Origin of the sequence: Arthrobacter sp. zg-Y20, from assembly GCF_030142075.1 — a bacterium.
Taxonomy (GTDB): Bacteria; Actinomycetota; Actinomycetes; order Actinomycetales; family Micrococcaceae; genus Arthrobacter_B.
Window position 1 is genome coordinate 929,680 of the sequence record NZ_CP126241.1, and the last position, 22,733, is coordinate 952,412.

The following is a 22,733-nucleotide window of genomic DNA, read 5'->3' on the forward strand; positions in this document are numbered from 1 at the left end:
ATCAGCAGTTGGAATGACGAAAGAGAGCGATGATGACAGAGAATTACAGCCCGCGCGATGGAAGCCATGCGGCTACTCCGGCCGGAGGCGCCAGCGATTCGACCGCCTCAGCCAAGGCCGACGCTGCCAAGCAGCAGGCCGGTGACATTGCCCAGCAGGCAAAGGGCAACGCAGCACAGGTGGCTGACACGGCCAAGACCGAGGCGGCAGGCGTCGCCTCTGAAGTCAAGAGCAACGCCAAGGATCTCTTCACGCAGGCCCGCTCGGATCTGACTGAGCAGGCAGGGGTGCAGCAGCAGAAGGTAGCCGAAGGCCTGCGCTCCATGGCCGATGAACTGCACTCCATGGCACAGTCGGGACAGTCCGGCGTCGCCACGGACCTCGTCGGCCAAGCCGCCAACCGCGCCTCCTCCGTGGCCACCTGGCTGGACGGCCGCGAGCCGGGCTCCCTCGTTGACGAAGTGAAGGGCTTTGCCCGCCAGCGTCCCATGGCTTTCCTTGCCATTGCAGCGGGCGCCGGATTCCTTGCCGGCCGCTTGAACAAGAGCATCAGCGCCGGCCGTCCCCAGCAGGGCACCGCAACCGCCGGTTCCTCCGGACAGCACGTGGCGGCGCCGGTTCCGCAGGCCCCTGCCGCACAGCCGACCGTCGGCACCACCGGAACCGCCGGCAGTACCGGAGCACTGGATGACCCGTTCGGCAGCGAGCCGGTCCGCCCGGCCGGCACCGGCCCCGCCTCGGCACAGACGCTGCCGCCCACGCCGAACACCGGCGTTCCCGCAGCTGATCCCTACAGCGGTGGTCGGCACTGATGAGTACCGAAATGCCCGAAATGCCACCCACTGCGGCACAGGCGAAGGCGGAAACCACCTCCCTGGGTGATCTGCTCGGCCAGGTGACCCAGGACATGTCCACCCTGATGCGTCAGGAAGTGGACCTGGCGAAGGTCGAACTCAAGCAGTCTGCGTCCCGCGCGGGAAAGGGCGCGGGAATGTTCGGCGGAGCCGCCGTCGCCGGGTACTTCGTTCTCCTCTTCCTCTCCGTGGCGCTCTGGTACGCACTGGGCACCACGGCCATCGGCTTCGGCTGGTCCGCAGTGATCGTGGCCGTTATCTGGGCGATCATCGCCGCAGTCCTGGCCAGCCGCGGACGCACTGAGATGAAGAAGATCAACGGTATGCCGCAGACGTCTGAAACACTGCAGGAAATTCCCCAGACCATGAAACCAAGCGAGGAAACACGATGAGTGAAAACCCTGATGAGATCCGCGCCGATATTGAAGCAACCCGCCGGCGCCTGGGTACCAACGTTGACGCTGTGGCGGACAAAGTAACTCCCTCCCACATCGTCCAGCGCCAGACGGACAAGGTGAAGGACAAGGTTTTCGGAGTAAAGGACAAGGTGATGGGTGTGGCTGATTCCATGGGCAACAGCGCGTCAAACGCCGGAGGCAGCGTTTCCGACGGAATGTCCGCTGCCGGTTCGGCCGTTTCCGACGCTCCCGGCCGCGTGGTCAACAAGGCCCAGGGCAACCCGATGGCAGCGGGCCTGATCGCCTTCGGCGCCGGCCTGCTGGCCGCTTCCCTGATCCCCGCCAGCGAGAAGGAACGCGTCGCTGCGGACAACATCAAGACCGCCGCCCAGCCGATGACGGACGAACTGGCTGGCGCCGCGAAGGAAATGGCGGAGGGGCTCAAGGAGCCCGCACAGGAAGCAATGGAGAACATCAAGTCCACTGCGACCGACGCCGCGCAGAACGTGAAGTCCGAGGGGCAGGCGGCCGCCGCGGACGTCAAGGATTCTGCTTCCGACGCACCGCAGAACGTCCGCAACGCCTAACCGGTGCCGGATGCAGCCGCTCCCGGGCTGACGGCCGGGGAGAAGGGCAATAACGACGGCGGCGCCGCACCTGCAAGGGTGCGGCGCCGCCGTCGTTTTTAACCCGGTGGACGGAAGGAAAGCCCTACCGGGGGAGCGCGGCTTCGTCGTTGCTGTAAAGCACGCCCATCTGGGCCCGCGCGGCATCAAAGAGCTTCATGGTGCGCAGCGAATCAGCCCAGGTCATGGTGGGGCTCTCCACCAGTCCCTCCTGGATGCACCGCGTGACCTCCCGCAGTTCGTACGTGTAGCCGTTGCCGACCTGCGGGAAGCGCTCCACCCGTGCCTCGCCCGTATGCGGAACTATGGTGAGTTCCACCGGGTTGTGCAGCGGCGAACCGGTGCGAAGCCAGCCCTTGCTGCCGGAAATAAGGGCAGTCCGGGGGCAGGAGGAGACCAGGGAAGAGGTCAGCTGGGCGAACCCGCCGGAAGCGTATCCCAGGGTCAGGGCATTCTGGCTGTCCACCCCCTGGTGATTCAGGGTGCCCACCGCGTGCACAGTCTCCGGGTATCCGAGGGTGCCCAGGGCGAAGGTCAGCGGGTAGACCGTCAGGTCCAGCAGGGCGCCGCCGCCGGCAGCAGGGTCCCATAGCCGGCTGGCCGGATCGTAGGGAGCAGGGAAGCCGAGGTCCGCCTGGACCCAGTTGATGTCCCCGAGTTCCCCGGAAGCTACCAGCTCCCAGATCCGGTTGATGCAGGGCAGGAAGCGGGTCCAGACGGCCTCCATCAGGAACAGGTTGCGGCTGCGGGCCAGCTCAATGAGGTCCTCGGCCTCCCGTGCATTGATGGTCATGGACTTCTCGCACAGCACGTGTTTGCCGGCTTCCAGGGCCCGGCGGGCAATTTCATAGTGCTGGGCATGCGGGGAGGCGATGTAGACCACGTCGACGTCGCCGTCGGCGAAGAGCTGGTCGTACCCCGGGATCCCGTCGGCATCGTAGTAGCTGGCGGCAAAGCCGAAGCGTTCGGCAAAGTCCTCAGCAGTGGCCTGCCGGCGCGAACTGACCGCCTGCAGGACGGCGTCTTCGAGCCGGGCGATGTCTTCGGTGACACGCTCGGCGATGTTGCCGGTGGCAACTACGCCCCAGCGCAGGGTCCGGCCGGTGGACTGGACGGGGCTGGGGGCGCCCGGCTGTACGCAGGGTGGTGTGGGAATGTGTTGAACGGCAGTCATGGTCCTCGTCTTCCGCGTCGTTGAGGGAGTACCCCATACTCTATGGTTGCCGGGTTCCGGGGCCTAGGCCCGGACGGCAGGCAGTCCTCGCGGATGGCCGGCGCCGGCAGATGGAACAGCCCGGGTCCCCTGTAGCGGGGAGCCCGGGCTGTTCCGCCCTAAAGGGGCGGGTTATTACGGCAGCAGTGTACCGGTGGTGCTACTTGACCAGCGGGGAAAGCGTCGGGTCATTGGCGTACGCCTCGGCAGCGTTGGCCTTGGTGACGATGACCGGCTCCAGCAGGTAGGCCGGAACAACCTTCTTGCCGTTGTCGTAGCTCTCGTCGTCGTTGACCTCGACGTCTTCACCGGCAGCCAGATCCTTGACCATCTCGATGGAGTGGTTCACCAGGTTGCGGGTGTCCTTGTTGATCGTGGAGTACTGCTTGCCTTCCATGATCAGCTTCACGGACTCAACCTCGGAGTCCTGGCCGGTGATGACGGGCAGGGTCTTGCCGGCGGCCTCAACCGAGGTCAGTGCTGCGCGGGCCAGGGTGTCGTTGGGGGAGAGGACGCCGTCCAGCTCAGCGGAGGCGTAGTTGGCCGAGAGCAGGGTGTCCATGCGCTTCTGGGCGTTCTCAGCCTTCCAGCCCTGGGTTACAACCTGGTTGAACTCAGTCTGGCCCGAAACGACCTTGAGGTTTCCCGATTCGATTTCCGGCTTCAGCACGCTCATGGCGCCGTCGAAGAAGACCTGGGCGTTGGCGTCATCCGGGGATCCGGCGAGCAGCTCGATGTTGTACGGACCCTCGGGCTTCTTTTCCTTCAGTCCGTCCAGCAGGGCCTGGCCCTGCAGCTCGCCAACCTTGAAGTTGTCGTAGGCCACGTAGTAGTCAACGTTTTCAGTGTTGGTCAGCAGACGGTCATAGGCAATGACGGTGATGCCGGCATCCTTGGCATCCTGCAGCTGGGAGCCGAGCTGCTTGCCGTCGATAGCGCCGACAATCAGGACCTCGACACCGTTGGTGATCATGGAGCTGATCTGGTTTTGCTGCTCGGACACGCCGCCGTTGGCGAACTGGACCTGGCCTTCGAAGCCGGCGTCCTTGAGGCCGTCGTTGAACAGCTTCTCGGCGAGGACCCAGTTTTCGGAGGTCTTCTGCGGCAGGGCAACGCCAATGGCGGCACCTTCGCCGAAGCCGGACTCGGATCCGGAAGCGGATTCTTCTTCGCGGCCGCAGGCGGACAGCGACAGTGCTGCCACCGTTGCGACAACGGCGAAGGACTTTGCGAATTTACGCATGATGTTCTCTTTCTTGATAGCGGTACTGGAGGATATTGCCGGTCAATGGAAAGGATTAGGCGTCGGTGGAGATGACGGTTTTGGTGCCCGTGGGCATTTCCGGGGTGGCGTCGACGACGGCGGGTGCGGGCTTGGGCTTGTTGCCGCCCAGGTTGCGCATCAGCAGGCCGGTGATTGAGGGCTTGCCCTGGGTCTTGTTGTAGACGTCCAGTGCCACGGCGAGCAGCAGGACCAGGCCCTTGATCATGGAGGTCAGGTCAGCGCCAACGCCCAGCAGCTGCAGGCCGTTGTTCAGTACGGCCATGACCAGGCCGCCCACGATGGAACCCACCACGGTACCGACGCCGCCGGAGACGGCTGCACCGCCGATGAAGACGGCCGCGATGGCGTCCAGCTCCCAGTTGGTGCCGTCGAACGGACCCGAGGCGGTGGAGCGGGCAACGAAGATCATGCCCGCCAGGGCGGCCAGGATGGACATGTTCATCATGACCATGAAGTTGACCTTTTTGCCCTGCACGCCGGAGAGCTCGGCTGCGTGCCGGTTACCGCCCACCGCGTAGACGTGGCGGCCCAGGATGGTCTTGTTGGAGACGAAACCGTAGAACAGGACCATTACGCCGAGGATGATGCCGGAGACCGGGAAGGAGGTGCCCGGACGGCCGGTGGCGAAGAGGTACGTGGCGTAAAGGATGACGGCGCAGAGCAGGCCGATCTTGACTACCGGCACCCAGGCCGGCGGGTTGGCCGTGCCGAGCTTGGCATTGCGGCCGCGCTTGCGCATTTCGCCGTAGATAACCGCGGCGCACAGGACCAGGCCGATCAGCAGCGTCAGGTTGTTGTAGCCCGGGATGGGGCCGCCTTCGGGCAGGTAACCGGCGCCGATGAACTGGAATTCGGAGGGGACCGGCACTGTGTTGGACTTGCCGACCCACTGGTTTGCACCGCGGAAGATCAGCATGCCCGCCAGCGTGACGATGAACGCCGGAATGCCGACGTAGGCGACCCAGAAGCCCTGCCAGGCGCCGATCGCGGCACCCACCACCAGACCCAGGATGATGCCGGCGTACCAGGGCAGTCCCCAGTCCCGCATGGCCATGGCGACGACGATGCCGGAGAAGGCGGCCACGGATCCGACGGAGAGGTCGATGTGGCCGGCGATGATCACGAAGACCATGCCGACGGCGAGGATGAGGATGTAGGAGTTGCCGTTGAACAGGTTGATCATGTTCGTGGACGTGAGTGTCTTGCCCCCGGTGAGGAGCTGGAACAGGACAACGAGGATGCCCAGGGCGAAGATCATCCCGAATTGGCGGCCGTTGCCGCCCAGGAGCTGCTTGATGGCGTTCATGAAAGGGTTCCTTGTGCGGCGTAGGTTTTCTTGGCGGGGGAGGTCATGAGCCTCATGAGGTTCTCCTGGTCGGCTTCGTCCTTGGAGAGCTCTCCGGTGATGGCACCTTCGAAGATGGTGTAGATGCGGTCTGACAGGCCCAGCAGTTCGGGCAGCTCCGAGGAGATCACGATGACGCCCTTGCCCTGGTTGGCCAGCTGCTGGATGATCCCGTAAATCTCGTACTTGGCGCCGACGTCGATGCCCCGGGTGGGTTCGTCCAGGATCAGCAGATCCGGGTCGGTGAACATCCACTTGGCCAGGACAACCTTCTGCTGGTTGCCGCCGGAAAGCTTGGAAACGCCTTCGTCCACGGTTGGGGCCTTGGTGCGCAGGGACTTGCGGTACTCCTCGGCGTGGCGGAACTCGGCGTCGTCGTCCACCACCAGCCCGCGGGTGATCTTCTTCAGGTCCGCGGAAACTGTGGTGGCCTTGATGTCATCCAGCAGGTTCAGGCCGAGGGTCTTGCGGTCCTCGGTGACGTAGGCCAGGCCGTGGTTGATGGCGGAGTGCACGCTCTTGAGCGTGATTTCCTTGCCGTCCTTGATGATCTGGCCGGAAATGTAGTTTCCGTAGGAGCGGCCGAAAATGGACCGGGCCAGCTCGGTGCGGCCGGCGCCCATCAACCCGGCAAAACCGACAATTTCGCCGCGCTTTACGTGGAAGTCCGAACCCTTGCAGACCAGCCGGTCCGCAATGGCCGGGTGGCCGACGGTCCAGCCGCGGACCTCGAAGAAGGTCTCGCCGATCTTGGGAGTGTGGTCCGGGAAGCGGGATTCAAGCGAACGCCCCACCATGCCGCGGATGATGCGGTCCTCGTCGGCGCCTTCGACGGCGACGTCGATGCTCTCCACGGACTTGCCGTCGCGGATAATGGTGATCGAGTCGGCAATCTGCTCAATTTCGTTGAGCTTGTGCGAAATCATGATGCAGGAGATGCCCTTGTCGCGCAGCCCGGACATCAGGCCCAGCAGGTGCTGGGAATCGGTTTCGTTAAGCGCTGCGGTGGGCTCGTCGAGGATCAGCAGCCTAACGGACTTGCTCAGCGCCTTGGCGATTTCCACGAGCTGCTGCTTGCCTACGCCCAGGTCCTTGATGGGGGTGGTGGGGTCTTCCTTCAGGCCCACCCGCTCCATGAGGTCCAGGGTGTCGAAGTTGACCTTGTCCCAGTCGATGACGCCGAACCGTGTGGGTTCGTTGCCCAGGAAGATGTTTTCCGCGATGGACAGTTCCGGGATCAGCGCCAGTTCCTGGTGGATGATCACAATTCCGGCGGCTTCGCTGGAACGGATATCGCGGAACTGGACGTCGTTGCCGTTGAAGACAATATCGCCGGTGTACGTTCCGTGCGGGTAAACGCCGGAAAGGACTTTCATCAGCGTCGACTTGCCGGCACCGTTTTCACCGCAGATGGCGTGGATTTCGCCTGCACGGACCTTCAGGGACACATCCGAGAGGGCTTTAACACCGGGGAATTCCTTGGTGATGGAGCGCATTTCCAGAATGAACGGGTTAGCCGACATGGGCGTTGTTCCCGCCGTTGGGGCAGTGCGCGCTGGGCGCGTTCACTGCCGGAGCTGTTACTGCTCGCATGAGTGCCTCCATGTGACCTCTTTGTCGTGACATGGCCCACAGGTGAGCCGATAACGAAGTTAACAGGGTCACAGGCACTGCCGTCAAGTCTTGAACGCAAAGTGGCGGAATGACGCGGATTTCCTGAGGCCCAAAAACTGCCGGAGCAGGACTAACGGGCCGGGGCGCCCTGTTCCTGCAGGACGAGTGCGGCCGCGCCCAGTGCCTCGGCGCGGTCCCCGAGGGAGGACATCTGCACCGCGGTGGTCTCATCCACCAGCGGGACGGCATGGCGGAGCAGGCCGCGGCGGACCGGCTCCAGGAAGCAGTCCCCGAGGTCGGTCAGGGAACCGCCGATAACGATGGTTTCCGGATTCAGGGTGTTGGCCAAATTGGACGCTGCACGCCCCACGGCCACTCCGGCGTCGTCAATGACGCGCAGGGTGGCAGGGTCCTTGGCGGCCGCCCGGGCCAGGATGTCCGCGGTGGTGACGGGGCCGTTGGAGGCGCGGCCCAGCAGTTCGATCATGGTGGACGTGGAGGCAATGGTCTCCAGGCAGCCGCGGTTGCCGCAGCGGCAGATCACGCCCTGTTCGTTGATGGTGGCGTGGCCGATCTCGCCGGTGATTCCCACGTGACCGTAGTACAGGGAGCCGTTGATGATCAGCCCTGCTCCGATGCCGGAGGCGACTTTGATGAAGATGAGGTTTGCCGTGCCTCCGTGCGGACCCCAGGTCACTTCCGCGAGGGCACCGAGGTTCGCGTCGTTGTCGATGAAGACCGGCATGCCGAGGCGGTCCGCCAAGTCCGCGCGCATGTTGATGCCGACCCATTCGGGCAGGATGGCGCCTTGGACCACCGTGCCGGTCCGCCGGTCAATGGGGCCGGGAATCCCGACGCCGGCGCCGAGGACGGCACTGCGGTTCACGCCCTGCCGGCGCAGCAGCCGGGCGAGCAGCGCGGCGGCTGCGTCCATGCCTTCAGCGGCCGAGTGTCCCAGTGGCAGCTGCACGGATTCTTCCTGCAGGATGCGGTAGCCCAGGGAGGCCAGGACCACCCGGACGTGGCGGCGGCCGATGTCGATGCCCGCCGCCACGGCACCGGTGTCATTCAGCCGCACGGAAAGTGCGCGCCGTCCGGAACTGGTGGTCGGTTCCGTGCTGACCAGATGGTCCTCATGCAGCTGGCGCACGATGTTGGATACGGTGGCGCTGGAGAGTCCGGTCTGCCGGGACAATTCGGCCTGGGTCTGCGGTCCGGAGGCCAGCAGGGCGGTGATGATGCGCTGGCGGTTACGTTCGCGCAGGGCGCTTTGGGAGCCCGGTTTGGAGCTCTCTGAGCCCGTGGTCGGGACTGTCCTCAACGCTGAGGATGGATCGGCTGGCATAAATTAAGAGTGCTACATCACACTCTTGTCGTCAAGAATTGAACGCAATAGTAGGCCGCGGACCCGATTGGCAGCTAGGACTGCCCCGCAACGGCGGTCCGGTGTTCCGCGGCGGTGCGCCGGTAGTTCGCGGCGTTGGCCTGCACCCCGGCAAATTCCTCGTCCGTCAGGCTCCGCCGCACCTTGGCAGGCATACCCGCTACCAGCGAGCGGGGCGGAACCACGGTGCCTTCGAGGACCAGGGCGCCGGCGGCCACGAGTGAACCGGCGCCGATGACGGCCCCGTTCATGATGGTGGCGCTCATGCCGATGAGGCAGTCATCCTCCACCGTGCAGCCGTGGATCACAGCGTTGTGGCCTACGCTCACCCCTGCCCCCACCGACGTCGGGAAGCCCGGATCCGCGTGCAGCACCACGTTGTCCTGCAGGTTGCTGCCGGGCCCTACCCGGATGCTGTTGGAGTCTGCGCGAACGCTGACGCCGTAGAAAGCGCTGGAGTCGGCAGCCATCACCACATCGCCGATCAGGGAGGCGGTGGGCGCTAGGAAAACACTGGGATCAACGGACGGGACAGAGCCCCGGAATTCAATGATGTGTGCCATGGGACCTTAGCGTACTGCGGCGGCACGAGCCTAGGTGAAGACGATAGTCCGCTTGCCGTCCAGCAGCACCCGGTGCTCGGCGTGCCACTGCACGGCCTTGGACAGTGCCCGGCCCTCGACGTCGCTGCCCAGGGCAGCGAGCTGGGCAGCGGAGCGGGAGTGGTCCACCCGGATGACTTCCTGCTCGATGATGGGCCCTTCGTCCAGGTCGGCCGTGACGTAATGGGCGGTGGCGCCGATGAGCTTCACGCCGCGCGCGTGGGCCTGGTGGTAGGGGCGGGCACCCTTGAAGGACGGGAGGAAGGAGTGGTGGATGTTGATGGCACGCCCGGCCAGATCCGCGCACAGCCGGTCGCTGAGGATCTGCATGTAGCGGGCCAGGACCACCAGTTCAATGTCCAGCTGATCCATCAGCTCCCGCAGCCGGTCCTCGGCTTCCGGCTTCGTGTCCGCAGTGACCGGGATGTGGTGGAAGGGGACACCATAGAAATCGGCCAGGGATTCGAGCTCGCGGTGGTTGGACACAATGGCCGGAATGTCGATGGGCAGCGTGCCTGCGCGCTGCTGGAAAAGCAGGTCATTGAGGCAGTGGCCTGAAGTGGAAGCCATGATGAGGGTGCGGACGCGGCGGCCGGTGGCGTGCAGTTCCCAGGCCATGGCGAACTGGCCGGCCACCGCGGCCAGTTCGGCGCGTACTTCCGCGTAGGAGCGCGGCGAGGTGAATTCGACCCGCATAAAGAACGAACCGGTCTCGGGGCTGCCGTACTGGGCGGACTCGGTGATGTTGCCTTCTGCGGCCACGAGGGCGGCGCTGACCGCGTGGACAATGCCGGGACGGTCCGGGCAGGAAAGCGCCAGCGTGTACGTGCCCGGTGCGGAGCCGGAACCGGTGCCGCTGGGAGAAGTCGGGATCAGGTGCGTCACCCTAGCTAGGTTACCGGTTGGGGCGGGCAGGCTTAGGGTTGGGCACATGGATGTGACGTTCCTGCCGCTTTCCGACAAGGATGAAGAAGAGCTTGTCCGCTTCCTCACCACCAACAGTTTCCCCTACCACCGGATTACGGCACCGTCCGAGGAGCTGGTGCGGCGCCTGCTGATCGAGGGACGGTTCGACGGCGACGGTGTGTGTACCTATTGGGTCTTCGGCGACAACCAGCGCATGGGCCTGGTGATCCTGGAAGATCTGGGCACACCCACGCCGGTGCTGGACCTGCGCCTGGTGGAGCGTTTCCGCGGCCGGGGCAATGCGGTGCCGGTGCTGAAATCGCTGACCGGCAAGGTGTTTGACGAGCACCCCGGGATCCACCGCTTTGCCGGCCGCACACGCGAAGACAACATCGCCATGCGCAAGACCCTGCTGCGGTCCGGTTTCCTCAAGGAAGCCCATTACCGGGAGGACTGGCAGCTCGAGGACGGGCGGTACGTGGCCACCGTGGTTTACGCCATCCTGCGCCGGGACTGGGAACAGGGCACGCTTAGCCGGTTCGAGTGGGAAGAGCTGGAGCAGCCCCGGCAGCCCCGGCAGCCCCGGTAGACCCCGCCTGCGGCGTTTGCCCCGCGGCCAGCAGTTGCCCCGCGGCCAGCAGCCGCGCCGCAGCCAGCGCCGCGGCCCGGCCCGCGCGGGTAGCCCCCAGAGTGGAAGAAGACTCCCCGTAGCCCACCAGGAGCAGCCGCGGTTCGCGCACCACCAGCACCCCGTCCATCCGGACGCCCCCGCCGGGTTCACGCAGGTGCAGGGGCGCCAGATGGTCCAGGGCGGGCCGGAAGCCCGTGGCCCACAGGATGGAGTCCACACCCTCAACCGAACCGTCGGCAAAAACCACGCCGTCTGCGGTCAGCCTGCTGATGGGACCCCGCGAGACGAGCACACCGGCCTCGATGCCGCGCTGGTACTCGGGGGTCAGCGGCAGGCCCGTAGCGGAGACCACGCTCCGCGGCGGAAGGCCGGCGCGGGTGCGTGCACTGACTCGGGCTTCCACCGCCCGGCCCCACTCGGCGTCGAACGCCCGCCGGGTGAATTCCGGCGGCCGGCGGGTTGACCACACTGTAGAGACCCCCGCCCCGTCCAGCTGCAGCAGGAACTGCACGGCCGAGGTCCCGCCCCCCACCACCAGCACCCGCTGCCCGGTGAACTCATCGGTGCTGCGAAAATCATGGGTATGCAACTGTCGGCCGCGGAAGAGCTCCCGCCCGGGGTAATAGGGCCAGTAGGGGCGGTCCCAGGTCCCGGTGGCATTGATGACAACACGTGCCTGCCACTGCCGCCCGTCCGCCGCGTGGACGGCCAGCCGCCCGCCGTCGCCCTCCGTCACCGACACCACCGCCACCGGGCGCACGACGCCGAGGCTGAACTCCTGCTCGTACCGCCCGTAATACCGGGTAACCACCGCTGACGCCGGTTCGGTCGGATCCGGAACACCCAGGGGCATGCCGGGCAAATCGTGCAGGGCATGCGCGGCGCCGAACGTCAGCGAGTCCCAGCGGTGCCGCCAAGCCCCGCCGGGTCCCGGATTGGCGTCCAGCACGGTGAACCCGCTACCGGCCGCCAGCCCGCGCCGGCGCAGGTGGTAGGCGACACTGAGTCCGGCCTGTCCGGCCCCGATCACCACTACGTCCGTCTGTACCTGGCCCTCAGCGTGCACCTGCGCCTCCAAGTCCATTGCCTCGCTTCCCTGCTGAACCCTAACCTTCGGCTCCTTTCCGGTATTCCGGCCCGCAGCGGCAGAGGGAGGCTAGGATGGGGAGCGTCGCGACTGGCGTCGGGTGGATTACCACCAGGGAGCGGCACGGCACCTTACTGCCCCCGGCGTTGCGCCATGGCGGAAGGTGTTTTCAAGACCACGGATCGCACGCCTGGGCCGCGGGTCACGTTGAACTGTTTGCCATGCCCGGCCGGTGCCCACCCACCGACCGCGGCCGTGCCGGCAGGTAGCCTGACCTATAGAGAACCCAGTTCCCAGGAGATCCACGTGAGAGTATCCACCCAGCCCGTCACCAACGCGCCCCTGTCCGATGTCGATCCCGAAATCGCGGCAGTGCTTAATGACGAACTGTCCCGCCAGCGCAGCACCCTCGAGATGATCGCGTCGGAGAACTTCGCTCCGCGTTCCGTCCTTGAAGCCCAGGGGTCGGTGCTCACCAACAAGTACGCCGAGGGCTACCCCGGCCGGCGCTACTACGGCGGCTGCGAGTATGTGGACGTGGCCGAGAACCTGGCCATCGAGCGGGCGAAATCCCTTTTCGGTGCGGAATTTGCCAACGTCCAGCCGCATTCCGGAGCGCAGGCCAATGCCGCAGCGCTCGCCGCCCTGCTGCAGCCGGGCGACAAGCTGATGGGATTGAACCTGGCCCACGGCGGGCACCTGACCCACGGCATGAAACTGAATTTCTCCGGCAAGCTGTATGAAGTTGCGGCTTACGGCGTGGACGAGCAGACCTACCGGGTGGACATGGACAAGGTCCGCGAGCAGGCCCTGGCCGAACGCCCGCAGGTCATTGTTGCCGGCTGGTCCGCCTACCCCCGGCAGTTGGACTTCGACGCGTTCCGGTCCATCGCCGATGAAGCGGGCGCCTACCTCTGGACGGACATGGCCCACTTCGCCGGCCTGGTGGCCGCCGGGCTGCACCCAAACCCGGTCCCGGCGTCCGACGTCGTGACCTCCACTGTGCATAAGACGCTTGCCGGACCTCGGTCGGGCATGATCCTGGCCAAGCAGGAGTACGCCAAAAAGCTGAACTCCGCCGTGTTCCCGGGGCAGCAGGGCGGGCCGCTGATGCACGTTATTGCCGCCAAGGCCGTGGCCTTCAAGATTGCCGGGTCCGAGGAGTTCCGCGAGCGGCAGGAACGGGTGCTTGAAGGCGCGCGGATCATTGCCGACCGCCTCAACGCGCCGGACGTTGCCGGGCACGGCGTGTCCGTGCTGACCGGCGGAACCGATGTGCACCTGATCCTGGTGGACCTGCGGCACTCCGCACTGGACGGCAAGCAGGCCGAAGACCTGCTGCACTCGGTGGGCATCACCGTGAACCGCAACTCCGTCCCGTTCGACCCGCGCCCGCCGATGGTCACGTCCGGGCTGCGGATCGGCACCCCGGCGCTGGCCACCCGCGGCTTTGGCGCCGCCGAATTCACCGAAGTCGCCGAGATCATCGCGGCCGCCCTGATGCCGGCACCCGACGTCGACTCGCTGCGGGCCCGCGTGGCCGCGCTGGCGGAGGACTTTCCGCTCTACCCCGGACAGGAGGAATGGTAACCATGGAGAAAGGAACCAATATGGAGGGCAGCGTCACTAAGGCCGCCGTTTCCGAAAGCCCCGAAGAGACCGGAGTGAACCTCGGCTGGGAGGCCAAGGAAAAAACGGAGTTCGGCACCCCGGTTGCGGCCAGGATCCTCGACGGCCGTGCGGCCGCGCGGGAGATCAAGGAGGAGCTCGCGGGACGGGTGAAGGCGCTGCAGGACGAACACGGCATCACCCCCGGCCTGGGCACCGTCCTGGTGGGCGATGACCCGGCCAGCCATTCCTACGTGGGAGGCAAGCACAAGGACTGCAAGCAGGTGGGCATCAATTCCATCCGCCGCGACCTGCCGGCAGACATCAGCCAGGCGGACCTGGAAAAGGTCATCGACGAACTCAACGGGGATCCGGCCACCACCGGCTACATTGTGCAGCTGCCGCTGCCGGCCCACATCGACACCAATGCGGTGCTGGAGCGGATTGCTCCCGAGAAGGACGCCGACGGCCTGCACCCGGTCAACCTGGGCCGGCTGGTGCTCAACGTCAGCGAGCCGATGACCTCACCGCTGCCGTGCACCCCGCACGGGATTGTGCAGCTGCTGGTCCGCAACGGCATTTCACTGACCGGCAAGAACGTGCTGGTGGTGGGACGCGGCGTCACCGTGGGCCGCCCCCTGGGACTGCTGCTGACCCGCCGGCCGATCAACGCCACGGTCACCCTGGCGCACACCGGAACGGTTGACCTGTTCGAGCACCTGCGCGAGGCCGACGTCGTGGTGGCCGCGGCAGGCTTCCCCGAGATGATCAAGGCCGAGGACCTCAAGCCCGGTGCCATTGTCCTGGACGTCGGCGTCACCCGGGTCACCGACCCCGAGACCGGCAAGACCACGCTGACCGGGGACGTGGAGCCGGCAGCGGCCGACGTCGCCGCCTGGATTTCGCCGAACCCGGGCGGGGTGGGGCCCATGACCCGGGCGATGCTCCTGTCCAACGTGGTGGAAGCGGCAGAACGGCAGGCCGGAGTCCTGGCCTAGGGAAGGTTTAAGCGCAGTATGACGGGCCGGTGCAGGCGCAGAGGCACCGGCCCGTGGCGCGTCCACTACACTTTCTCAAGTGCCGCAGATCACAGTAAGCAAAACTGTCCCTGAAACCCGCTCCGACTACGTTATTTCCGCCCGGAACCTGACCAAGTCCTACGGCGACTTCACTGCCGTCAACGGCATCTCCTTCGACGTACCGCCGGGGGAGTCCTTCGGCCTGCTCGGACCCAACGGGGCCGGCAAATCCACCACCATGAAAATGATCGGCGGGGTGTCCCAGCGGACCTCCGGCGAGCTGAGCATCATGGGACTGGACCCCAACACCTACGGCCCGGAGGTCCGCGCGCACTTGGGCGTGGTGCCGCAGCAGGACAACCTGGACGAGGACCTGCGCGTCCGGGACAACCTGCTGGCCTACGGACGGTACTTTGGGCTGCCCAAGAGCTACCTGCAGCCCAAAGCGGACGAACTGCTGGAATTCGCCCAGCTGACCGATAAGGCCAAGGCCCGCGTGGATTCCCTCTCCGGCGGCATGAAGCGGCGGCTGACCATTGCCCGCTCCCTGATCAATGATCCGAAGATCCTGCTGCTGGATGAACCCACCACCGGCCTGGACCCGCAGGCCCGGCACATTCTCTGGGACCGGCTTTTCCGGCTCAAGGAAGCAGGGGTCACGCTGATCCTCACCACCCACTACATGGATGAGGCCGAACAGCTCTGCGACCGGCTCATCGTGGTGGATAAGGGCGCCATCATGGCCGAGGGCTCCCCGGCTGCCCTGATCCGCGAGCATTCCACCCGCGAAGTGGTGGAGCTGCGCTTTGGCTCCGACCGCAACACCACCGTGGCCGCGGATCTGGAAGGCATCGGGGAACGGCTGGAAACCCTTCCGGACCGGGTGCTGATCTACGCCAACGACGGCGAAGACGCCCTGGATGCAGTGACGGCCCGGGGGCTGCGGCCCATCACCTCGCTGGTGCGGCGTTCCTCGCTGGAGGATGTTTTCCTCCGGCTGACCGGCAGGAGCCTCATTGACTAAGCTCCCAGCCGAAGAATCCCGGCACGCCGTGCTGGGGCTGCGTTCCCCGCTGACACCGCTGCAGACCGCAGCGAAGGCGCGCCGTTTCGGTGCCTTCTACTACGCCGACATGTGGATCCGGCGGATGCGCGGCTACCAGTGGACGGTGCTGATGACCGCCGTCGGTACCCCGCTGGTCTACCTGCTGGGCATGGGCACCGGGCTGGCGGTACTGATTGATGCCAACTCCGACGCCGGTTTTCCCGGCGGCAACGGGTCCACTGTCTCCTATCTGGTGTTCCTTGGCCCGGCCCTGGTAGCCACCGCCGCACTGATGGTCTCCAGCGAGGAGAATACCTACACGGTGATGGGCGGGTTCAAATGGCACCGCACCTACTACGGTCCCAACGCCTCGCCGCTTTCCAGCGGGCAGATAGCCTCCGGCCACGTGCTGGGCCTGGCCTTCCGTCTCCTGCTGACCACCGGCATCTACTACCTGTTCCTGCTGCTGTTCGGTGCCGTTCCGCAGCCGGGCACCGGTTGGCTGATGGTCTTCACCGCCCTGCTGGCAGGGCTGGCCTTCGGCCTGCCGCTGCTGGCGTTCAGCGCCACGCTCAAAGAGGACAAGGGCCAGTTCGCCATGGTCCAGCGCTTCATCGTGATGCCGCTGTTCCTGTTCTCGGGAACGTTCTTTCCGCTGGACAACCTTCCGCTCGGCGTGCGGTGGATCGGCTGGATCTCACCGCTGTGGCATTCCACCGAGCTGGGCCGGGTGCTCAGTTACGGGCACCCCGAACCGGCTGCCATGACCGCCCTGCACCTTGCCTATCTGCTGGCCCCGGCCGCCGTCGGCCTGGTCCTGGGCCGGCGCAACTTCACCAGGAGGCTGGACGGATGAGCACGCAGAACTCCACGGCGACCACTTCGCTGGTCCCTCGGGACCGTTTCCTTGGCTCGCTTTACGGCCGCAATACCCGGGCCGTGATTGCACGCGGCCTCAAGGCCACGTGGGGCACCAACTGGAGCATCATGGTCAGCGGCTTCGTGGAGCCGGTGCTCTACTTGGTGGCCATGGGCATTGGGCTGGGCGCACTGGTGGGCACAGTTACCGGGCCCGGGGGAGCGGAGATGGGCTACGCGAACTACATTGCGCCCGCCCTGCTCGCCGTGTCCGCCATGAACGGCGCCGTCTACGACTCCACCATGAATGTGTTCTTCAAGCTCAACTATGCCCGGCTGTACGAGGGGATGCTCTCTACTCCGCTGGGGCCGCTCGATGTGGCCATGGGGGAAATTTTCCTCGCGTTGCTGCGCGGAGCGATGTACGCCACGGGGTTTACTGCCGTAATGGGTGCCATGGGCCTGATTACATCGCCCTGGGCGCTGCTAATGATCCCCGCAGCGGTGGTCATAGCCTTCGGGTTTGCCTCCTTCGGCATGGCGGTGACCAGCTATATGAAGACCTTCCAGCAGCTGGACTGGGTGAACATGATCATGCTGCCCATGTTCCTGCTCTCGGCGACCTTCTATCCGCTGACTGTCTACCCCGAAGCGATGCAGTCCGTGATCCAGGCGCTGCCGCTGTGGCACGGCGTGGAAATGCTGCGGCAGATCAGCGTGGGCATTTTCAGCTGGGGGACCGCCGGCCACCTGCTGTACTTCGTGGTGATGATTGCCGTTGGACTGACGGCGACGACGGTCCGGCTGCGCGCATTGTTCCTGAAGTAGGGCAGTTCCTGGCTACGCGGTCAGCTGTGCCAGCCGGCGGCGGAAGACTTCCGCCAGGCGTTCGTTGAACAGCACGAACTCTGCGTGCTGCAGGTTCTGCGGCTCGTGGCCGAGGAGCTCCTGAAGGCCGATGTCCGCCACGGTTTCCGGATCCCAGCCGTAGATTCCGGCACTAACGGCCGGAAAGGCGATGCTTTCGGCGCCGAGCTCCTCCGCCGCGGCCAGAGCCGTGCGGAAACAGGAGCGCAGCAGCTCCGGATCCGTTTCCCCGGCCCCGGCGTTGGGGCCCACGGTGTGGACAACCCACCGCGCCCGGAGGTTGTACCCCGGCGTGGCCACGGAGGCGCCGGTGGGCAATCCGTCCCGCAGGGAAGCGGCCCGCAGCTCACGGCAGGCGGCCAGGAGTTCCGGTCCCGCGGCCCGGTGGATGGCGCCGTCCACACCGCCGCCGCCCAGCAGCGAGGAATTGGCTGCGTTGACAATCACATCGGTGTCGCGCTCCGTGATGTCGCCGGTACGGATTTCAATATGCATCGGCCCAGTGTCGCACCGGCGGACGGCAGGCACCAGCCGGGATCCCAGCTGCGGTGCGCGTTGCCCCGCGGGGCACTGCTTCCCTTGCCGCACCCCGTTTGCGGCGGGACCATGGGGAAACCAAGCAGGACGAGGAACCACCAGAGAAAGAGGCACAGCCATGGCCGGAACTTTCGATGCAAAAACAGCCCTCGTGACCGGTGCAGGGTCCGGGATCGGCATGGCGGCGGCGATAGCCCTTGCCGCCGAGGGAGCGAACGTTGTGGTCAACGACCTCGACCTGCAGGCGGCGCAGGACGTGGTGGAGAAGATCACCGAAAAGGGCGGCAGCGCCGTCGCATCGGCGGGTGATGTGTCCAATCCCGCGGATATTTCCGGGGCAGTCCAACTAGCGGTCAGCGAATTCGGTGCCCTGAACCTGGCCTTCAACAACGCGGGGATCTCGGGACCGCTGGGCCCGCTCGCGGACATCGACATTGAGGGATACCGGCGGGTGATCGACGTCAACCTCAATTCCGTGTTCTACAGCATGTACTACGAGATTCCGCAGATGCTGCAGGCCGGCGGCGGCGCCATAGTCAACAACTCCTCGATCCTGGGCCTGGTGGGGGATGCCAACGCTGTTCCTTATGTCACGGCCAAACACGGGGTAGTGGGTATGACCAAGTCGGCCGCATTGGGATACGCCGACAAAGGCATCCGCATCAACTCCGTCCAGCCCGGATACATAGACACCCCGCTGCTGGGGAACCTGCCGCGGGAAGTCTACGAGGGCCTCGTGGGCCTGCACCCGGCCGGGCGGCTGGGCACGGTAGAGGAAGTGGCCGCCGTCGTCCTGTTCCTGCTCTCGGACGCGGCGGCCTTTGTCACCGGATCCCAGTACGCCGTGGACGGGGCGTACACCACGCAGTAAAACCGCTGCTGGCGAAACCGGCACCGGGCACCTGTCCAAGTTTGAGAGAATAAAACCATGCAGTCGATCCGAAACGGCAAGACGCCGTCGTCCCCGTCCACGCCCGGCCGCGGCATCAGCCGCAAGATGGGCACCACAGGCATCACCGTGATGCTCATTATCTTCCTCGTGGCGGTGGTCTTTGCCGCAAACCAGAACGACGTCATCGGCTGGATCGTAGTCATCGTCTCGCTTGGCTGGCTGTTCCTGGCCACCTTCGTGGTCTTCTCCGTACGGGGGGCCACGCGCAAGGCCACGGCGAAGTTCGCCGCTGCCACCGCCCCGCCCCGCGGCGGCGTGCAGGTGGTCGACGAAAGCACCCGTGACCTGAAGCTGGACCACAGCTTCAAGATCATCGAGGTCCAGGCCAAGGTCATCCGCGAGAACCTGGACACGGACCGCGGAATGGTGGACCGCGCCCTTGAGACCATCGACATCACCGCGCACAACGGCCGTGGCATGATCAAGAAGGACGACGGCGGCCCGGTCGAAGGTACAGTCGTCGACTAATAACGGTACGGCCGTCCGCGGCCGCCGGCTCCCTGCGGCATGCCCGGGGCGCCTGTTCGGGTTGAGCAGCTACTGAGGAGTATGGTTATTCGCGTGAGTTCGGCATCAGAGGAAACGGCAACCGTGGAAACCGGTGACCGTCCGGGGACAGCACTGCGCATCGCATCCGTGAACGTGAACGGCATCCGCGCCGCCTACAAGCGCGGGATGGCCGACTGGCTGGCGGAACGGGATGTGGACATCCTGTGCCTGCAGGAAGTCCGTGCCCCGGACGCCGTCCTGCGTGAACTGCTGGGGGACACCTGGCATGTCCAGCACGCCGAATGCCTCGATGCGAAGGGCCGCGCCGGCGTCGCCATCGCTTCCCGGACCGCACCGGTGGCCGTCCGCGAGCACATCGGCGACGAATACTTTGCCCGCTCCGGGCGCTGGGTGGAAGCCGACTACAAGGTCAGCGTGGACGGAGCGGAGAAAATCCTCACCGTGGTCAGCGCCTACGTACACTCCGGCGAGGTGGATACCCCCAAGCAGGTGGACAAATACCGTTTCCTGGACACCATGAGTGTCCGGCTCCCGGCGCTGGCGCAGACCAGCGACTTTGTCCTGGTGGTGGGAGACCTGAACGTGGGCCACACCCCGCTGGACATCAAGAACTGGAAGGGCAACGTCAAGCGTGCAGGTTTCCTGCCCGAGGAACGTGCCTACTTCGACCGGTTCTTCGGCGACGAGATCGGGTACACCGACGTGCACCGCTCGCTGGCCGGAGAGGTAAACGGCCCCTACACCTGGTGGTCCTGGCGCGGACAGGCCTTTGACAACGACTCCGGCTGGCGGATCGATTACCACATGGCCACGCCTGAACTGGCAGCCCGTGCGGCCAATGCCGTGGTTGACCGTGCCGCCACCTACGATGCCCGTTTCTCTGACCACGCCCCCGTCGTGATCGACTACCACTTCTAAGGTTTACCCATGACTTCGAACTCCTCCACCGGCCGTCAGCGCATCCTTTCCGGGATGCAGCCTTCAGCTGATTCGCTTCATCTGGGCAACTACCTTGGCGCCCTCGTGAACTGGGTGCGGCTCCAGGAAGAGTACGACGCCTACTTCTTCATCCCCGACCTGCACGCCATCACGGTGCCGCAGGACCCCGAGGACCTGCGCAAGCGCACGCGGGTGACGGCGGCGCAGTATATTGCCGGCGGCGTCGACGTGAATAAGGCCACCCTGTTCGTGCAGTCGCAGGTCCCCGAACACGCACAGCTGGCCTGGGTGCTGAACTGCCTCACGGGTTTCGGCGAAGCCTCCCGGATGACGCAGTTCAAGGACAAGCAACAGCGTTTCGGATCCGACGCGGCCAGCGTGGGACTGTTCACCTACCCCGTTCTGCAGGTGGCGGACATCCTGCTCTACCAGCCGCACGGTGTGCCGGTGGGAGAGGACCAGCGCCAGCATGTGGAGCTGAGCCGTGACCTGGCCAAGCGCTTCAACTCGCGGTTCGGTGAGACCTTCGTGGTCCCCGAGGTCTTCATCCAGAAGGCAGCCGCCAAAATCTACGATCTGCAGAATCCAGGCGCAAAGATGTCCAAGTCCGCGGCTTCGCCTGCGGGCCTGATTAACCTGCTGGACGAGGATAAGGTCATCGCCAAGCGGATCAAGTCCGCAGTGACCGACGACGGCAGCGAGATCCGCTTCGACCGGGACGCGAAGCCGGGCATCTCCAACCTGCTGTCCATCTACTCCCTGATCAGCGGACGCAGCGTGGAGACACTGGAAAAGGAGTACGAAGGCAAGATGTACGGACACCTGAAAGTGGACCTCGCAGAGGTAGTGACGGAGCACGTCCGGCCCATCCGCGAACGCGCCCTGTACCTGCTGGATGATCCGGCGGAGCTGGACCGCCTGCTGGCAGTCGGGGCGGGGAAGGCCCGGGAGATGGCGTCGGTTACCCTCGCGGATGTGTACAACAAGGTCGGCTTCCTGCCGCTGGGCAGCACGACGGCGTAACCCATGAAGATCTCCGAATCCTTCGACCACGCCCCGGCCTCCGAGCGCGATGGACACCCCGTTGAGTGCGCCTCGCGTTGCGTGGGTATTGTCATTGCGGTTCCGGAGCCGATGGCAAGTGAACTGCGGGCTGCGCGGGCGTCCTTCGGGGACCCGATGGCTGCCGTGATCCCCGCCCACATCACCTTGGTCACCACCACCGAGACCACCGACTGGGACGCCACCCTGCGTCACGTCCGCGAGGTGGCTACCTGCCAGGAGCCGTTCCGCGTAACGCTGCAGGGGACCTCCTCCTTCCGGCCGGTGTCCCCGGTGGTGTACCTGAACGTGGATGAGGGTTTTGACGAGTGCATCGCCCTGCATAAGGAGTTCCAGAGCGGTCCGCTGGCCCGAAACCTGGCGTTCCCCTTCCACCCGCACGTAACGGTGGCCCACGATGTCAGCGAGCAAAGCATGGATGAGGCAGTCCAGCGGCTGGATGGCTATTCCGCCAGCTTCACCGTGGACTGCGTGGGACTGTACGAGCACGACGCCACGGGGCTGTGGAAGCTGCACGAACACCTGCAGCTCGGCGGGGGCAAAGAAGTCTCCCGGTAGCCCCTAGGACTCGTCCAGGCCGAGGTAGATACCGGCCCAGGCGGCGATGATGGCCGCCGCACGGCTGGTCTGTGCCCGTTCCACCATCAAATGGTCGCTGCCCTCCAGCGAGATGAAATTGCGGGGGTGGCGCGCGGTCGAGAAAATCTCGCTGGCGTTGTCGATCCCGACCGTGTTGTCCGTGGGGGAGTGCATCACCAGCAGCGGCAGATGCAGTTCGCGGATACTGTCCGTGAGTTCGTGTTTGCGCAGGTCCTCGACCAGGTGCCGGCGGATTTCCAGCTCCCCGCCGCCCAGGTCCACGGACGCCGAGCCCTGCTCCACGATCTCGTCCAGCTCCTCCTCGAACATGTGGACCACGTGGTCGGGCCGGAAAGGCGCCGCAATGGTCGCCACCGCCTTTAACCCGGGGATCTGCCCGGCAGCTGCCAGGACGGCCGCTCCGCCCAGGGAATGGCCAATCAGCAGGGACACAGGACGGCCGGAGGCCGCCATGAACTCCGCCGCGCTGCGGACGTCCGCAACCTTGGTGCTGAAACTGCCGTCCTCCCAGTTGCCGGTGGACCCGCCCAGGCCGGCGGCGTCGTAACGCAGCACGCCAATACCGCGGCCGGCCAGTGCCTTGGAGATGCGGGAGGCGGCAGCACTGTTCTTCCCGAGGGTAAACCCGTGGCAGAAGACCGCCCAGGCGCGGGCACCGCCGTCGGGCACATCCAGCGTGCCGGCAAGGGTGGTCCCGTTCACGCCGGGGAAGGAGACTTTTTCAAATGTTGGCTTGGACTGGGAAAGCATTCTTCCAACTTTACATAGGGACGCAAAAGGCGCCCGTCGGC

At 65.5% G+C, this 22,733-nt stretch carries 24 protein-coding genes; 14 read left to right on the forward strand and 10 right to left on the reverse strand.

Going from position 1 to position 22,733, the window contains the following annotated elements:
* Nucleotides 1-32 precede the first annotated feature (32 nt).
* Genes QNO06_RS04490 through QNO06_RS04500 form a run of 3 tightly spaced genes read left to right on the forward strand, consistent with a single transcriptional unit; the run spans nucleotide 33 to nucleotide 1,839 of the window.
* The gene (locus QNO06_RS04490) at nucleotides 33-812 is read left to right on the forward strand and encodes a hypothetical protein (protein WP_227914248.1); all 780 of its coding nucleotides are present in this window, start codon (nucleotides 33-35) and stop codon (nucleotides 810-812) included.
* On the forward strand, nucleotides 812-1,246 hold the full coding sequence (locus QNO06_RS04495; RefSeq protein WP_227914247.1) for a phage holin family protein: 435 nt from the start codon (nucleotides 812-814) through the stop codon (nucleotides 1,244-1,246). The genes QNO06_RS04490 and QNO06_RS04495 overlap by 1 nt, the downstream gene beginning before the upstream one ends.
* Nucleotides 1,243-1,839, forward strand: a complete 597-nt coding sequence (locus tag QNO06_RS04500) for a DUF3618 domain-containing protein (protein ID WP_227914246.1) — start codon at nucleotides 1,243-1,245, stop codon at nucleotides 1,837-1,839. Before QNO06_RS04495 ends, QNO06_RS04500 begins: the two co-directional genes overlap by 4 nt.
* A 124-nt stretch (nucleotides 1,840-1,963) precedes the next feature.
* Here the strand turns inward: QNO06_RS04500 and QNO06_RS04505 are convergent, their stop codons facing one another.
* The 7 genes from QNO06_RS04505 to purU form a co-directional block, all read right to left on the reverse strand.
* Nucleotides 1,964-3,052: a Gfo/Idh/MocA family protein gene (locus tag QNO06_RS04505; RefSeq protein WP_227914245.1), complete on the reverse strand. Its 1,089-nt coding sequence runs from the start codon at nucleotides 3,050-3,052 to the stop codon at nucleotides 1,964-1,966.
* Nucleotides 3,053-3,251: 199 nt separating this feature from the next.
* Entirely contained in the window at nucleotides 3,252-4,334 is a 1,083-nt protein-coding gene (locus QNO06_RS04510; RefSeq protein WP_227914244.1) for a substrate-binding domain-containing protein, read from the reverse strand.
* Between the two features lie 55 nt (nucleotides 4,335-4,389).
* Nucleotides 4,390-5,682, reverse strand: coding sequence for a multiple monosaccharide ABC transporter permease (gene mmsB / locus QNO06_RS04515; protein ID WP_227914243.1), 1,293 nt, complete (start codon nucleotides 5,680-5,682; stop codon nucleotides 4,390-4,392).
* Complete coding sequence (mmsA, locus tag QNO06_RS04520) at nucleotides 5,679-7,244, reverse strand: multiple monosaccharide ABC transporter ATP-binding protein (protein ID WP_227914242.1); 1,566 nt, start codon at nucleotides 7,242-7,244, stop codon at nucleotides 5,679-5,681. The genes mmsB and mmsA overlap by 4 nt, the downstream gene beginning before the upstream one ends.
* Nucleotides 7,245-7,465: 221 nt before the next feature.
* Complete coding sequence (locus tag QNO06_RS04525; RefSeq protein ID WP_227914241.1) at nucleotides 7,466-8,680, reverse strand: ROK family transcriptional regulator; 1,215 nt, start codon at nucleotides 8,678-8,680, stop codon at nucleotides 7,466-7,468.
* Nucleotides 8,681-8,754: 74 nt separating this feature from the next.
* Nucleotides 8,755-9,282 (reverse strand): gamma carbonic anhydrase family protein, encoded by a 528-nt coding sequence (locus tag QNO06_RS04530; RefSeq protein ID WP_227914240.1) that lies wholly within the window; start codon nucleotides 9,280-9,282, stop codon nucleotides 8,755-8,757.
* A 30-nt stretch (nucleotides 9,283-9,312) separates the two neighbouring features.
* Entirely contained in the window at nucleotides 9,313-10,206 is an 894-nt protein-coding gene (gene purU / locus QNO06_RS04535; RefSeq protein ID WP_442860200.1) for a formyltetrahydrofolate deformylase, read from the reverse strand.
* A 46-nt stretch (nucleotides 10,207-10,252) separates the two neighbouring features.
* On the opposite strand from purU, the gene QNO06_RS04540 reads away from it, so the two are divergent.
* Nucleotides 10,253-10,816 (forward strand): GNAT family N-acetyltransferase, encoded by a 564-nt coding sequence (locus tag QNO06_RS04540; protein ID WP_227914239.1) that lies wholly within the window; start codon nucleotides 10,253-10,255, stop codon nucleotides 10,814-10,816.
* On the opposite strand, the gene QNO06_RS04545 is transcribed toward QNO06_RS04540, so the two are convergent.
* On the reverse strand, nucleotides 10,758-11,942 hold the full coding sequence (locus QNO06_RS04545) for an FAD-dependent oxidoreductase (protein WP_227914238.1): 1,185 nt from the start codon (nucleotides 11,940-11,942) through the stop codon (nucleotides 10,758-10,760). The two genes, QNO06_RS04540 and QNO06_RS04545, sit on opposite strands and share 59 nt — an antisense overlap.
* Nucleotides 11,943-12,251: 309 nt before the next feature.
* On the opposite strand from QNO06_RS04545, the gene glyA reads away from it, so the two are divergent.
* The 5 genes from glyA to QNO06_RS04570 all read left to right on the forward strand — a co-directional run bounded on the left by glyA (nucleotide 12,252) and on the right by QNO06_RS04570 (nucleotide 17,303).
* Nucleotides 12,252-13,535, forward strand: coding sequence for a serine hydroxymethyltransferase (gene glyA / locus QNO06_RS04550; protein WP_442860199.1), 1,284 nt, complete (start codon nucleotides 12,252-12,254; stop codon nucleotides 13,533-13,535).
* Between the two features lie 2 nt (nucleotides 13,536-13,537).
* Nucleotides 13,538-14,551, forward strand: coding sequence for a bifunctional methylenetetrahydrofolate dehydrogenase/methenyltetrahydrofolate cyclohydrolase (locus tag QNO06_RS04555; protein WP_227914237.1), 1,014 nt, complete (start codon nucleotides 13,538-13,540; stop codon nucleotides 14,549-14,551).
* A 79-nt stretch (nucleotides 14,552-14,630) separates the two neighbouring features.
* Complete coding sequence (locus QNO06_RS04560) at nucleotides 14,631-15,596, forward strand: ABC transporter ATP-binding protein (RefSeq protein ID WP_227914236.1); 966 nt, start codon at nucleotides 14,631-14,633, stop codon at nucleotides 15,594-15,596.
* Nucleotides 15,589-16,473, forward strand: a complete 885-nt coding sequence (locus QNO06_RS04565; RefSeq protein ID WP_227914235.1) for an ABC transporter permease — start codon at nucleotides 15,589-15,591, stop codon at nucleotides 16,471-16,473. Before QNO06_RS04560 ends, QNO06_RS04565 begins: the two co-directional genes overlap by 8 nt.
* Complete coding sequence (locus QNO06_RS04570; RefSeq protein WP_227914234.1) at nucleotides 16,470-17,303, forward strand: ABC transporter permease; 834 nt, start codon at nucleotides 16,470-16,472, stop codon at nucleotides 17,301-17,303. The genes QNO06_RS04565 and QNO06_RS04570 overlap by 4 nt, the downstream gene beginning before the upstream one ends.
* Before the next feature lie 12 nt (nucleotides 17,304-17,315).
* Here the strand turns inward: QNO06_RS04570 and QNO06_RS04575 are convergent, their stop codons facing one another.
* A complete protein-coding gene (locus QNO06_RS04575) occupies nucleotides 17,316-17,837 on the reverse strand; it encodes an O-acetyl-ADP-ribose deacetylase (protein ID WP_227914233.1) in 522 nt (173 codons plus the stop codon).
* Nucleotides 17,838-17,997: 160 nt separating this feature from the next.
* On the opposite strand from QNO06_RS04575, the gene QNO06_RS04580 reads away from it, so the two are divergent.
* The 5 genes from QNO06_RS04580 (at nucleotide 17,998) to QNO06_RS04600 (ending at nucleotide 21,900) form a co-directional block, all read left to right on the forward strand.
* Nucleotides 17,998-18,750, forward strand: a complete 753-nt coding sequence (locus tag QNO06_RS04580; RefSeq protein ID WP_227914232.1) for an SDR family NAD(P)-dependent oxidoreductase — start codon at nucleotides 17,998-18,000, stop codon at nucleotides 18,748-18,750.
* Nucleotides 18,751-18,807: 57 nt separating this feature from the next.
* Nucleotides 18,808-19,299, forward strand: coding sequence for a hypothetical protein (locus QNO06_RS04585; protein WP_227914231.1), 492 nt, complete (start codon nucleotides 18,808-18,810; stop codon nucleotides 19,297-19,299).
* Between the two features lie 93 nt (nucleotides 19,300-19,392).
* The gene (locus tag QNO06_RS04590; RefSeq protein ID WP_227914230.1) at nucleotides 19,393-20,259 is read left to right on the forward strand and encodes an exodeoxyribonuclease III; all 867 of its coding nucleotides are present in this window, start codon (nucleotides 19,393-19,395) and stop codon (nucleotides 20,257-20,259) included.
* Nucleotides 20,260-20,268: 9 nt separating this feature from the next.
* Nucleotides 20,269-21,303, forward strand: coding sequence for a tryptophan--tRNA ligase (gene trpS / locus QNO06_RS04595; RefSeq protein ID WP_227914229.1), 1,035 nt, complete (start codon nucleotides 20,269-20,271; stop codon nucleotides 21,301-21,303).
* Between the two features lie 3 nt (nucleotides 21,304-21,306).
* A complete protein-coding gene (locus tag QNO06_RS04600) occupies nucleotides 21,307-21,900 on the forward strand; it encodes a 2'-5' RNA ligase family protein (protein WP_331461484.1) in 594 nt (197 codons plus the stop codon).
* 3 nt (nucleotides 21,901-21,903) lie between these two features.
* On the opposite strand, the gene QNO06_RS04605 is transcribed toward QNO06_RS04600, so the two are convergent.
* Nucleotides 21,904-22,692, reverse strand: a complete 789-nt coding sequence (locus QNO06_RS04605) for an alpha/beta hydrolase (RefSeq protein WP_227914228.1) — start codon at nucleotides 22,690-22,692, stop codon at nucleotides 21,904-21,906.
* Nucleotides 22,693-22,733: the final 41 nt, after the last annotated feature.

Coding starts and splice junctions, on each gene's coding strand:
- QNO06_RS04490 (WP_227914248.1), top strand. CDS start 33: ATGACAGAGAATTACAGCCCGCGCGATGGAAGCCATGCGGCTACTCCG.
- QNO06_RS04495 (WP_227914247.1), top strand. CDS start 812: ATGAGTACCGAAATGCCCGAAATGCCACCCACTGCGGCACAGGCGAAG.
- QNO06_RS04500 (WP_227914246.1), top strand. CDS start 1,243: ATGAGTGAAAACCCTGATGAGATCCGCGCCGATATTGAAGCAACCCGC.
- QNO06_RS04505 (WP_227914245.1), bottom strand. CDS start 3,052: ATGACTGCCGTTCAACACATTCCCACACCACCCTGCGTACAGCCGGGC.
- QNO06_RS04510 (WP_227914244.1), bottom strand. CDS start 4,334: ATGCGTAAATTCGCAAAGTCCTTCGCCGTTGTCGCAACGGTGGCAGCA.
- mmsB (WP_227914243.1), bottom strand. CDS start 5,682: ATGAACGCCATCAAGCAGCTCCTGGGCGGCAACGGCCGCCAATTCGGG.
- mmsA (WP_227914242.1), bottom strand. CDS start 7,244: ATGTCGGCTAACCCGTTCATTCTGGAAATGCGCTCCATCACCAAGGAA.
- QNO06_RS04525 (WP_227914241.1), bottom strand. CDS start 8,680: ATGCCAGCCGATCCATCCTCAGCGTTGAGGACAGTCCCGACCACGGGC.
- QNO06_RS04530 (WP_227914240.1), bottom strand. CDS start 9,282: ATGGCACACATCATTGAATTCCGGGGCTCTGTCCCGTCCGTTGATCCC.
- QNO06_RS04540 (WP_227914239.1), top strand. CDS start 10,253: ATGGATGTGACGTTCCTGCCGCTTTCCGACAAGGATGAAGAAGAGCTT.
- QNO06_RS04545 (WP_227914238.1), bottom strand. CDS start 11,942: ATGGACTTGGAGGCGCAGGTGCACGCTGAGGGCCAGGTACAGACGGAC.
- QNO06_RS04555 (WP_227914237.1), top strand. CDS start 13,538: ATGGAGAAAGGAACCAATATGGAGGGCAGCGTCACTAAGGCCGCCGTT.
- QNO06_RS04570 (WP_227914234.1), top strand. CDS start 16,470: ATGAGCACGCAGAACTCCACGGCGACCACTTCGCTGGTCCCTCGGGAC.
- QNO06_RS04575 (WP_227914233.1), bottom strand. CDS start 17,837: ATGCATATTGAAATCCGTACCGGCGACATCACGGAGCGCGACACCGAT.
- QNO06_RS04580 (WP_227914232.1), top strand. CDS start 17,998: ATGGCCGGAACTTTCGATGCAAAAACAGCCCTCGTGACCGGTGCAGGG.
- QNO06_RS04585 (WP_227914231.1), top strand. CDS start 18,808: ATGCAGTCGATCCGAAACGGCAAGACGCCGTCGTCCCCGTCCACGCCC.
- trpS (WP_227914229.1), top strand. CDS start 20,269: ATGACTTCGAACTCCTCCACCGGCCGTCAGCGCATCCTTTCCGGGATG.
- QNO06_RS04600 (WP_331461484.1), top strand. CDS start 21,307: ATGAAGATCTCCGAATCCTTCGACCACGCCCCGGCCTCCGAGCGCGAT.
- QNO06_RS04605 (WP_227914228.1), bottom strand. CDS start 22,692: ATGCTTTCCCAGTCCAAGCCAACATTTGAAAAAGTCTCCTTCCCCGGC.